The organism is Halopelagius inordinatus (assembly GCF_900113245.1).
GTDB classification, from domain to species: domain Archaea; phylum Halobacteriota; class Halobacteria; order Halobacteriales; family Haloferacaceae; genus Halopelagius; species Halopelagius inordinatus.
On the sequence record NZ_FOOQ01000001.1, the window covers coordinates 456348 to 468028 of the forward strand.

The following is an 11681-nucleotide window of genomic DNA, read 5'->3' on the forward strand; positions in this document are numbered from 1 at the left end:
TGTCGGACGGCTACGGAGTTGAGCCCGCGGTCTTCATAGTTCGCGTGTTTATCTACCGTGCCGGTCCGCAGTCGCGCGAACCACCCGGTTTCGCGGCAGTAGCGGCGCGGACGCGTCCGAGCGAGTGCGTCGTTCGGCGGTGCGTTCGACCCGCGTCAGTCGTCGGCGAGCGACTCGACTGCGCCTTTGATGCCCGCGTTCGTCTCCTCGCTCTGTTTCGTTATGCGCCACCCGGTGACGCCCATGATGAGGAGGATGGCGGGCGAGAGAAAGCCGAGGAAGTAGTACGGCGCGTATTCGAGCGTCGGCACCCCGAGCACCGTCGCCATGTACACCCCGCCCGCGTTCCACGGGACGAGAGCGCTCGTCGTCGTCCCGGCGGCTTCGACGGCCCGCGAGAGGTTCCGGCTGTCCAGGTCGAAGTCGTCGTACAGGCCGCGGAGACTCATCCCCGGGACGACGATAGACATGTACTGCTCGGCCGCGAGGACGTTCATCCCGAACGCCGACAGCGCCGTCCCCGCCGTGAGGCTCCCGACGCTTTTCATCGACTGCCCGAGTCTGTGGGCGATGACCGCGAGGACGCCCGTCCGTTCGAGGATACCGCCGAGTGCGAGTGCGGCGACGACGACGGTTATCGTCCACGACGACCCCGTGAGACCGCCGCTCGCCAAGAGGTCGTTGACGAGTTCGACGTCAGTCTCGACGCTCGTGCCCGACTGCGCGACTTCCATCGCGGCGACCAGACCCTCCGTCGAAACCGGACCCTGCACGAGAATCTGCGTCGCGATACCCGCAAAGACGCCGGACGTGATGGCCGGAAGCGCCGGATAGCCCCGGAGCGCCAGCGCGAACGTCAGCACGAGTGGCGCGAACGTCACCGGCGAGACGACGTAGCTTCCGGAGATGGCAGACTGGATGGACTCCACCCGCCCCGGCGGGATAGCGCCCGTCGCCGTCAGTCCGAGGTAGGTGTACAGTCCGAGCGAGATAACGAGCGCCAGACCGGTTCCGACGCGCATCGTCCGAACGTGCGTCATCAGGTCGGTGTTGGTCACCGCCGCCGCGAGGTTCGTCGTGTCCGACAGCGGCGATATCTTGTCGCCGGTGTACGCGCCGGTGAGGACGGCACCCGCCGTCATCGGCTCGGGAACGCCGAGTCCCGCGCCGATGCCGATGAACGCGACGCCGAGCGTCCCAGCCGTCGTCCACGAGGACCCGATGGCGAACGCAACGACTGCCGCCAGAAGCGTCGCCACCGGCAGAAACACCGTCGGCGTGAGAAGTTCCAACCCGTAGTAGATGAGCGTCGGGATGGTTCCCGCGCCCGTCCACGTCGAGATGAGCATGTAGATGACGAAGATTATGAGAATAGCCTGCATCCCCATCAAGAGTCCGTCGGCGATGCCCTCGTACATCGACCGCCAGGACTGTCCGAGCCAGTACCGACCCACGAGTCCGGTCAGCCCGATACCGAACAGAAGCGGTATCTGCGGGTCTAAGTCGAGCAGAATCGCGCCGACGCTCAGGAAAAACAACATCCCGAAGATGGGGACGAGCGCCTGCCCGAGCGTCGGTCGCTCGTCCTCGGGGATGTCGTCGTACGTCAGCGGTTCGAACGATAGAGTCGCCATGTTCAGGACGGATATGCACCTGGAGCATTTGTAATCGTCGGACTAATGCTTCCTGGGTATGTCATCTCGTGGCTCGGAGCGACGCTCTGCCGACCGACGGTGCGACGAAACCCTAATGCGATGGCGACGTGGAGATGGGGTAGGATGGATACCAGTTCCCGACTGGCGGCGTACGGGCCGTCGATGCTCCGTTTGGTCGGGGCCGTACTCGTCTTCCTCCACGTCGTGCATCTCTTCGGGGACGTCCACGAGAGCGCGCACAGTCGCGCGTCGCTTCTGTTCACGACGCTCGGGCCACTCGCGACTGCGGTTCTCTTTTTGGCCGCGACGGGTTGGGTGCTCCGAACTGAGTTGGGACGTGACCGAGTCGAGACCCTCGTCCGCTGGACGTTCGTCGGTGTCACCGCCGTCGGTGGTCTCGGCGTCCTCACAGTCTTCTACCTGCGCGCGGAGGGACTCGACTTAGAGCAGTGGTGGTACCTCGTCGCCAACGCGGCCACCGGCGGCGCGTTCGTCGGCCTCCTCGTCGGCGTCTACGACGCCCGCGCCGCCCGAACCGCGGCCCGTCTCCGCTCGGAACGACGCCGCGCGGAGTGGCTGAGTCAACGCCTCCACGTCCTGAACCGAGTCCTCCGTCACGACCTGCGCAACGAACTGAACGTCGTCCACGGCTACGCCTCTCTCATCGCCGAGGGGGAGGGCGACGTTCGGAACCGCGCCGCCGTCATCGAACGAAAGTCCGAGGAGATTCTCCGATTGAGCGAGAAGGCCCGAGACTTAGAACGACTGCTCGCCGAGAGCGACGACGTCACGGCGGTGCAGTCTGACCTCGCGGCGGTCGTTCGCGAGAACCTCGACGCTCTCAGAACCGACCGCCCGGAGGTCGACGTCACCGTCGACGTACCGGACGAGGCGTCCGTCTCTTCGGTCCCCCTCCTCGACGCCGTGGTGGACGCCGTCGTCGAGAACGCCGTCGTCCACAACCCCTCGTCGGAACCGACCGTCTCGGTCGCCGTCCGCGTCAGTTCCGAGACGGTTCGCCTCCGCGTCGAAGACGACGGGCCGGGCATCCCCGAGGAGGAACTCGACGTGCTCGACGCGGGCGTCGAGACGCCGCTTCGACACTCCAGCGGCCTCGGCCTCTGGTTCGTCCAGTGGGCCGTTGCCGAGTCCGGCGGCCGACTCGAATTCGAGTCGCTGGCGGTCGGAACCGCCGTCCTCGTGACGCTTCCGAGAGCGGACGCGGCCGACGCCGCGGACTCGCCCGCGACGGCGACGCCGGACGACGAGGACCCGTTCTCCGCGTGGGGAACGAACCCGGGAATCTGACCGCCCTAGTCGCGTATCTCCGCCGTCGCCGCGCGGAACAGTCCGTCGAGAATCTCGGGCGTCGTCGGGTGGTACGCCCTGTCGGGGAGCGTCCGAACGTCCATCCCGCGTTCGACGACCACCTGCATCGTCTTCGCCATCACGTCCGCGTGGTAGTGCAGTCCCTGATACCCGAGGACGGTTCCGTCCGTTGCCACGACGAGCGTCGCCCGTCCGCGCGGTACCGCCTTCGTCTTGAACACGCCGTCGTCGGACGCTTCTCGGTGTACTGCGACGTGGTCGAGGCCCGCCGCCGTCGCCGACGCCTCCGAGTGCCCCACGCGGGCGTACGGGTACACCCCCGCGCCCGAGAAGACGACGTGGTGGTGGACGTTCTCGTACGGTTCGAGCGTCCCCCCGCGAACGTCCGCGAGGATGTTCTCGGCGGCGAGGTAGCCGTGTTCCTTCGCGACGTGGAGGATGGGTTCTTTCCCGTTCGCGTCGCCGGGGACGAACACGCGCGGGTCGTCCGCCGCGTGCATCGCGGCCGTCACCCACCCGGACTCCACCGACAGTCCCGCGCGTTCGAGTCCGAGTCCGCCGACGTTCGGTCGCCGTCCGGTGAAACAGAACAACCCCTCCGCGTCCACCGCCGACGGGTCGCCGTCCGGCCCCTCGACGTGTAATCGAACTCCCTCGTCGGTCGATTCGACCCGTTTTTCGTACGTCTCGGTCAGCACGTCGACGCCGAACTCCTCGCGGTACAGCGAGAGTATCTCCTCGCCGAAGGCGGGGTCGGCCTCGTCTAGCGGCCGTTCGTCGTGTTCGACGACGGTCACGTCGACCCCCGCCTCCACGAGGTACGGGACGAGTTCCAGTCCGACGAAGCCGAAGCCCACCACGACGCCCGAGTCCGGCAGGTCAGTGGCGTCTAACACGTCCGCGCTGGTGTAGAAATCCGCCTCGCCCATGCCGGGGATGTCCGGAACGACGGGTTCAGAGCCAGTCGCGACGACGACGTAGTCCGCCTCGATTCGGTCGTTGCCCACCCGGAGCGTCCGTTCACCGACGAACTCGGCGCGTTCGTGGCGGAACTCGACGCCGTCGCGTTCGGTCATCTCGTGAACCGCGCCGCGGCGGTGCGACGCGAAGTTCGAGACGTGTTCGTCTTTCGTCGCGACGATTCGTTCGAGGTCCATCTCCGGGGGGTCGCCGACGAGTCTGTCGTCGTGTCGAGCCTGATATCTGTGTTCGGCCGCCGAGAGCAGTTCTTTCGACGGCATACAGCCGCGGAGAATGCAGAGTCCGCCGCCCGGTTCGCCGTCGTCGACGAGCGTCAGGCGGTCGATTTCCTCGCCCACCGCGTCGAGCAGTCCCTCCGCGGCGGCGACGCCCGCGCTTCCGTACGCGCCTACGACGACTACGTGTGTCATACAGACAGGGGGAAGCGCGGACAGATAGTGGTTCGGGGGCGTCCGTCGCACCCGACGGTCGAACCCCGCTCCGTTCTCGTGGGCACACCGCGTCGGCTCGAACGCGGTCTATCTGGAGATTCCGCCCGCGTCCCGTTCGACGACGGCGTCCACTTCCTCGGGCGTGACGACCGCGAGGTCACCGTCGACGGTGCGTTTCAGCGAGGCGGTCGCAGAGCCGTATTCGAGCGCCTCGCCCACGTTGCCGCCGTGGAGTCGCTTCGCGAGGAACCCGCCGACGAAGGCGTCGCCCGTTCCGATCGCGTCCACGGTCTCCGCCCGATAGATATCCTGTTCGAACACCTCGCCCTCGTGGAGGGCCACGGAGCCGTTCTCGCCGCGCGTGATGACGACCGTCTCGAAGCCGAAGTCGGTGGCGAGTCCGTGCGCGAGTTCGGTCACGTCGCCCTCTCGGTCGAGAACCGACCGCACGTCGCGTTCGGCGGCGACGAGGAGGTCGATAGCGGGGAAAAGCGACTCGAACTCCTCGCGGGCGGCCTCGGGCGACCAGAGCTTCGACCGGTAGTTCAGGTCGAACACCGTCGTCGTCTCGCCGTCCTGCGCCGCGGCCAAGACGCGTTCGGTCGTGGCCGCCAGCGTCTCCGAGAGCGCCGGGGTGATTCCGCTGGTGTAGAACATCTCCGAGTTCCGAATCGCCCCGAGAGGGAGTTCCTCGGGCACCGTCGTCGTCACCGCGGCGTCTTTCCGGTCGTAGGTGACGTCGGTGCCGCGGGGTTCGGTCCCGTGTTCGAGATAGTAGGTACCGATGCGGGACTCCTCGGGGTCGTCCCAGACGATACCGGTTCGGACCCCGTGGCTCCGCAGTTCGGAGACGACGCGGCGGCCCAGAGGCGAGTCCGGCAGTTTCGAGAGCCACACCGAATCTATCCCTAAGCGCGCGGCGGCCACCGCGACGTTACTTTCGGCGCCACCGGCCTGTACGTCGAGTGTGCGGGTCCGTTCCAGTCGCTCGCCGTGCGGCGGCGACAACCGAAGCATCGTCTCCCCGAACGTGACGAGGTCGCTCATAAACCATCGTTCATCGGACCGGTACATAAGTTCGGGAGGTCCGTTCGACGGACCGAAGCGACTATTCCGCGCGCCGCCCGCCGTGGCCAGGGTAATCCCGCTCGAACCGGTCTTCTATCTCGCCGCGGTCGAGTTCGATGACGACCGGACGTCCGTGCGGGCAGGCGTAGGGGTTCTCGCAGTCGTCGAGCGCGGAGAGCAGGTCCACCACGGAGCCCTCGGTGAGCGAGGTGTTGCCCGTCACCGAGGGGTAACACGCCAGGTCCGCGAGCAGTTCGTCCGCGACGTTCGCCACCGTCTCGCGTCCGCCGTCGTCGCCCTCGGACACGAACGCGGTCAACGCGTCGCGGAGCAGTTCCGGGTCCAACGCCGACGCGAAGACGGCCGGGACGCTCCGAACCTCGACGGTTCGCTCGCCCGTCCGTTCGGCGCGAAAGCCGACGTCCGCGAGGGCGTCGCGGTACTCGGCGAACAGGGCCGCCTCCCGCGCGGTCAGTTCGAGTTCCACCGGGTTCGCGAGGGCCTGCGTCGCCACGTCGCCCGCCAGTTCCGCCCGCAGGCGTTCGTAGTTCACCCGTTCGTCCGCGGCGTGTTGGTCCACGAGGACGAGTCCGCTCGCCGTCTCGGCGACGATGTACGTCTCGTGGAGTTGCCCGAGGACGCGCATCGACGGGAGACTGTCGAACTCCGGTTCGAGGGCGGCGGCCTCGCCGTCTAAATCGCGTTGGACCGTCGGCCCCTCGACGCCGAGAGGCGGTCCGCCGGAACGCCGACGGTCGGACGCCGGAGACGGCGAGTCGGGCGACTTCTCGGCCCGCGGTGCGTCGGCGTTCGAGGGGTTCGTCCCCGTCGCGGACGACTCGGAGAGACCGGGCGACGCCGGTTCCGTCCGACTCGTCGCGTCGTCGCTCTCGGACCCCGACCCGGTCGAGACGGTCCACGCGTCGTCGGACCGCGTCTCGTCTGCGGTGTGGTCCGCCGACGCGGTCCGTCCGCCGTCTTCGGAGTCGGTGCCGGTGAGTCCGCTCTCGTCGGCGTCGGCGTCGTCACCCACGCCGGAATCGGACGCGACGCTCTCGAAAGCGGTCTGCGCCGAGTCGTCCGCCGCGTTCGCCCCGCGTTCTTCGGTCTCTCCTTCTGGCGCCGACCGACCGGACCCCTCCCCGAACGACCGCTTGCGGGACCGACTCGCTCGGCCGCCCGACGACTCCGGTTGTGGGCTGTGTCCCGCGCCGCCGGTCACCTCCTCCGTCGGCGACTCGGGGGCGACTGCCGTCTCGTCGGGAGCGGACCGTCCCCGCGGCGCGGACGCTCTGACGAGTCCGTCCTCCAACAGCGCGGACCTCACCGCCTCCTCGACGGCGTCTTCGACCGCGCTCTCCTCGTGGAACCTGACCTCCATCTTTCGGGGGTGGACGTTCACGTCCACCGTGTCCGCGGGGAGGTCCACGAAAAGCACTGCGAAGGGGTAACGGTCCGACGCCAACTGCCCGCCGTAGGCCGCGAGGACGGACTCTCGGAGGACGCGCGCGGTGACGTACCGCCCGTTGACGAACGTCGAGAGATACTCGCGGGTGCTTCGCGTCGTCTCGGGGTGACTGACAAGTCCGGAGACGGCGTCTATCGCCCCCGATTCGGGTTCGTGGTCGACCCGGACCATCGACTCCGCCACCTCGCGGCCGTAGACCGAGAGCACCGTCGATTCGAGACTGCCGCGGCCCTCGGTGGCGAACACCTCCCTGTCGTCGTGTTCCAAGGAGATGGCCACGTCGGGGTTCGCCAACGCGTAGTGGGTGACGACGGTGTTCACGTGGTCGAACTCCGTCGCCGTCGTTTTCAGGAATTTCCGCCGCGCGGGCGTGTTGTAGAACAAGTCCTCGACTTCGACGACGGTACCCTCCGGACATCCCGCCGGCCGAACCGCCGTCACCTCGCCGCCCTCGACGCGGAGTTCGGTCCCCGAGTCGCCGCCGCGCGGTTTCGTCCGGACGGTCGTCCGCGAGACGGCGCTTATCGTGTGGAGCGCCTCCCCCCGGAAACCGAGCGTTCCGACGCCGGACTCCAAGTCGTCGATACCGGCTATCTTGCTCGTGGTGTGTTCTTCGACGGCCAGTTCCACCTCGGATTCGGTCATCCCGCGCCCGTCGTCGCGGACGCGCACGCCCTCGGTTCCGCCGGTGTCCACCGCGACTGAGACGCGACTCGCGCCGGCGTCGAGGCTGTTCTCGACGAGTTCCTTCACGACCGAGGCCGGTCGCTCGACGACTTCTCCGGCCGCTATCTGTCGAACCGTCCGGTCGTCGAGGGCTCTGATGGCCGGGGTGTCTTCGTCGGTCACCGGTCGTGTTCCTCCAGGGCGCGTCTCACTGCCTTCCCCTGCACGTCGCTGAGTCGCTTCGCCGCGGTGCGCGGCGACAGCCAATCGAAGTCGGTGTGCTCGTGGCTGAGAGACACCTCGTCCGCCGAGGTGAGACAGCGGTAGTAGACGCCGAACCGGCCGTTGTCGTCGTCGTTACGCCACGAGACGGCGTGAACCGGACGCCGAACGTCGACGTCGAGTCCGGTCTCCTCTCGGATCTCGCGGTGGACGCCCTCGGGGGCGTCCTCCTGTGCGCCGAGTCGGCCGCCGGGAAGTTCCCACCCCCCGTCGGTGGCGCGCTTGACGACGAGAACGTCGTCCTGCGGTCTGAACAGCACGCCGCGGAGACTCACCGTGGCGCGAAGCGGTCGTTCGGTCATCGCGCGTCACCGCCGAGTCTCTCCTGCCACTCCTGTACCCGTTGCATCAGTTCGAGCGGCGAGCGCTGATTCACGTCTGTCGATTCGAGTTCGTCGAGTATCTGCTCCATCTCGGGGTCCATGGTTCGTTCTCCGTGTTCCGCCGCCGCGGCGTTCGACTCCTCCGCACCGGACGCCGGGCCGCCGCCGGAACCGCGCTCCGACGGGGCGTGCGTCTCTCTGTCGCCGTTCGTCGCGGCGAACTGCCCCGACGAGAGGTCGAAGACGGCCTGCACGGCGTCTCCCCGGCCGTCGCCGCCTTTCGCCTCTATCGCTTTCTCCTCGCGCAACTTCGCCAACACATCGTCTGCGCGCCCCACGACCGGTTCCGGGACGCCCGCGAGTTCGGCGACGTGAATCCCGTACGAGCGGTCGGTCGGACCGTCTTCGACCGTCCGCAGGAACGTCACGTCTCCGTCGCGTTCCTCGGCGGCCACGTGGACGTTCGCCACGCGTTCGAGATGGTCGGCCAGTGATGTAAGTTCATGGTAGTGTGTGGCGAACAAGGTTTTGGCTCGAACCTCGTTGTGGAGATACTCCGTTGCCGCCCACGCGATGGAGATGCCGTCGTACGTCGCCGTCCCGCGCCCGACTTCGTCCAAGATGACGAGCGAATCCTCAGTCGCCGAGTGGAGGATGTTCGACAACTCCTGCATCTCCACCATGAACGTCGAGCGACCCTGCGCGAGTTCGTCCAGCGCGCCGACTCGGGTGTAGATGCCGTCCACGATGCCGATTTCGGCGGCGCTGGCGGGGACGAAGCTTCCGACTTGCGCCAACAGGACGATGAGCGCCACCTGTCGCATGTACGTGGACTTCCCCGACATGTTCGGCCCGGTGACGATGAGAAAGTCGCGTTCCTCGTCCGCGCGCCCGCTGGCGCGCTCTGGACTGGCGGCGGTAGCCGCCCCGCCCATCCGCAGGTCGTTCGGGACGAACTCGGTGGTCCGTTCGACGACGGGGTGGCGTCCGGCGTCGATGCGAATCGGACCGGACGGTTCGAGGGTCGGTCGCGTCCAGTCGTTTCCGGCGGCGTGGACGGCCAAGGACACAAGCGCGTCCACCTCAGCCAGCGCCCGCCCCACGTCTTGGAGGAGTTCCGCGCGGGCGGCGACACGTTCGCGCAACTCGCAGAAGAGGTCGTACTCCAAGTCGCCGCGCGTCTCTTCGAGGCGGAGTATCGTCCGCTCTTTCTCCTCTAACTCCTCGGTGACGAACCGTTTCGAGTTTTTCAGCGTCTTTATCTCGCGGTAGTGTTCCGGCACCCGGTCGGCGACGGACTTGCCGACTTGGATGTAGTAGCCGTCGGTCTTGTTCCGGTCGACCGTCACGTGCGAGAGGCCGTGCCGACGCTTCTCGCGTTCCGCGAGGCCGTCTATCCACTCTTTTGCGGACTCGTGGCGGTCGATGAGTTCGTCGAGTTCGTCGTCGTACCCGCGCTCGAACAGACCGCCCTGCGTCACCGTCTTCGGCGGGTCCTCCGAGAGTGCGGCGTCGAGTTCGGAGCGCACGTCGACGGCCGCCTCCCGGTCCGGGCGAGCCACCACCTCCGCGAGAGGCGAGTCGGCGAGGCGACTCCCCTCTATCGCCTCCGCGAGTTCCGGCAGGACCGCGAGGGTGTCGCGGGCCGCCAACAGGTCAGACGCGCCGGCGCTCCCGGACGCCGCGCGGGCGGCGAGTCGTTCGAGGTCGTACGCCCCGTCGAGGGCGTCGCGGACGCGTTCCCGCGCCAACGCCTCGGTGGCGAGCGTCTCCACGCAGTCGAGGCGACGGCCGAGTTCCGCCCTGTCGCGGCGGGGGCGCGTCACCCACTCTCGAAGGAGGCGTCCGCCCGGACTCGTCACGGTGTGGTCGATCGCGTCCACGAGCGTTCCCGAATGCTCGCCGTGCATCGTCTCCGTCAGTTCGAGGTTTCGCTGGGTCGTCGCGTCGAGTTCGAGGTGGTCGCGCGTCTCGTACGTCTGCAGGCGCGTCATCGACTGAAGGACGCCCGCGCCCGTCTCCGCTACGTACCGGAGGACGCCGCCCGCGGCCCGAACCGCGAGTTCGGACTCCAAGCCGACGCTTTCGAGCGTCTCTCGGCCGAACTGCTCGCGGACGGCGTGTTTCGCCCGCCCCGGCGCGAACGACTCCGCCTCGAACAGCGACAGAGAGGCGTCCGTCTCCTCCCGCAGGCGTCGGAGGAACTCGTCGTCGCTCCGAACCGTCGGTCCCGGCAGTATCTCGACGGGCGCGAACCGGTACAACTCCGAGTGGGCGGCGTCGGCGTCCGCCGCCTCCGTCACGAAGAACTGCCCGGTGGTCACGTCGGCGAACGCGAGGCCGACACCCTCCTCCGGGCCGGCCTCTCCGGCCACCACGGAGGCGATGTACCGCGCGTCGGCGTCCGTCGTCTCCAGTAGCGTTCCGGGGGTGACGACGCGCGTCACCTCGCGGTAGTGGCCGCCGCTTCCGTCTTCGAACTGGTCTGCGACGGCGACGCGGTAGCCGCGTTCGACCAGCGCTTTCAGATACGGTGTGAGGTCGTCGAGAGGGACCCCCGCCATCGGGTACGACGACCCGTGGGAGGACTTCTGTGACACTTTCAGGTCGAGTTCCTCGCCCACCAACTCGGCGTCGTCGGCGAAGAACTCGTAGAAGTCGCCGCACTGCATCGTCAGGATGTCCGCGTCCGTCTCGGACTTCAAAGAGAGAAACTCCCCGACGATTCCCTGCGAAGTCATACTCGGAGGTGGGGGTTCGCGCGGATAAAACGCTGTGGTCCGCGAGGCGTCGCAGGCGGCCGGTCACGCCGGTCCGCGGTCGGCCGCCTCGTAGACGACTTCGGCGAGTCGGGGAAATCCGAGGGCGGTGCCGACGCCGACGCAGACGGCGAGAACCGGGGCGAGAACGGGAACTCCGACGGCGGACGCGACGGCGCCGCTTCCGTACGCCGCGAGGAGAAGCGCGCCGTTGAACGCGACTATCCGGAGGGCGACGAGGACCGGCGTCACCGCCACCCATCCCGGAACGTCCGTGAATGGCGGGTCTACCCACCCGCCGCGAACGAACGTCGCGGCGGCGGTCACCGACATCCACCAGAAGAACGCACCGCTCTTGACGCCGAAGAACCGCAGGTCGGCGCTCACCAACACGAACAAAAGCGACGGGAGAACCGGAATCGACACGTCGGCGAACATCCGAACGACGTCGTCGAGATACCGACCGAGGGGGTCTTTCTCGACGGTGATGAGGCGACCGTGCCCCGCCCAACTCCGCCGGAGAGACGTGCGGGCCGGACGACTGTCCCGTGCGGGATGGTCTCGCATTTCACGACGTAGGTGGGGCGGCGGCACAAAGATTCCACCGCCTCGTCGCGCGCCGAGAGTTCCGAAGAGACCGTCCGAAACCGCCGCCCCCGCTTCGCCGTCGCCACCGTCAGTTATCACGCCTGATATCGAAATCGTGACAGATGGGCAAC

General features: G+C 67.8%; 8 protein-coding genes. 1 reads left to right on the forward strand and 7 read right to left on the reverse strand.

Features of this window, described 5'->3' with window-relative positions:
• Positions 1 to 155: 155 nt before the first annotated feature.
• A complete protein-coding gene (gene arcD, locus BM167_RS02500; RefSeq protein ID WP_092888242.1) occupies positions 156 to 1634 on the reverse strand; it encodes an arginine/ornithine antiporter ArcD in 1479 nt (492 codons plus the stop codon).
• A gap of 144 nt (positions 1635 to 1778) precedes the next feature.
• On the opposite strand from arcD, the gene BM167_RS02505 reads away from it, so the two are divergent.
• Positions 1779 to 2963 (forward strand): sensor histidine kinase, encoded by a 1185-nt coding sequence (locus BM167_RS02505; RefSeq protein WP_177213267.1) that lies wholly within the window; start codon positions 1779 to 1781, stop codon positions 2961 to 2963.
• A gap of 5 nt (positions 2964 to 2968) precedes the next feature.
• On the opposite strand, the gene BM167_RS02510 is transcribed toward BM167_RS02505, so the two are convergent.
• From BM167_RS02510 to BM167_RS02535, 6 genes are all read right to left on the reverse strand, one after another.
• Complete coding sequence (locus BM167_RS02510) at positions 2969 to 4375, reverse strand: FAD-dependent oxidoreductase (RefSeq protein WP_092888248.1); 1407 nt, start codon at positions 4373 to 4375, stop codon at positions 2969 to 2971.
• Between the two features lie 108 nt (positions 4376 to 4483).
• Complete coding sequence (gene kdgK1 / locus BM167_RS02515) at positions 4484 to 5443, reverse strand: bifunctional 2-dehydro-3-deoxygluconokinase/2-dehydro-3-deoxygalactonokinase (RefSeq protein WP_092888251.1); 960 nt, start codon at positions 5441 to 5443, stop codon at positions 4484 to 4486.
• Between the two features lie 61 nt (positions 5444 to 5504).
• Positions 5505 to 7781, reverse strand: coding sequence for a DNA mismatch repair endonuclease MutL (gene mutL, locus BM167_RS02520; RefSeq protein WP_092888254.1), 2277 nt, complete (start codon positions 7779 to 7781; stop codon positions 5505 to 5507).
• Complete coding sequence (locus BM167_RS02525; RefSeq protein ID WP_092888258.1) at positions 7778 to 8182, reverse strand: NUDIX hydrolase; 405 nt, start codon at positions 8180 to 8182, stop codon at positions 7778 to 7780. Before BM167_RS02525 ends, mutL begins: the two co-directional genes overlap by 4 nt.
• A complete protein-coding gene (mutS, locus tag BM167_RS02530; RefSeq protein WP_092888261.1) occupies positions 8179 to 10944 on the reverse strand; it encodes a DNA mismatch repair protein MutS in 2766 nt (921 codons plus the stop codon). The genes BM167_RS02525 and mutS overlap by 4 nt, the downstream gene beginning before the upstream one ends.
• Before the next feature lie 63 nt (positions 10945 to 11007).
• A complete protein-coding gene (locus BM167_RS02535; RefSeq protein WP_092888264.1) occupies positions 11008 to 11529 on the reverse strand; it encodes a DUF8215 family protein in 522 nt (173 codons plus the stop codon).
• Positions 11530 to 11681 lie beyond the last annotated feature (152 nt).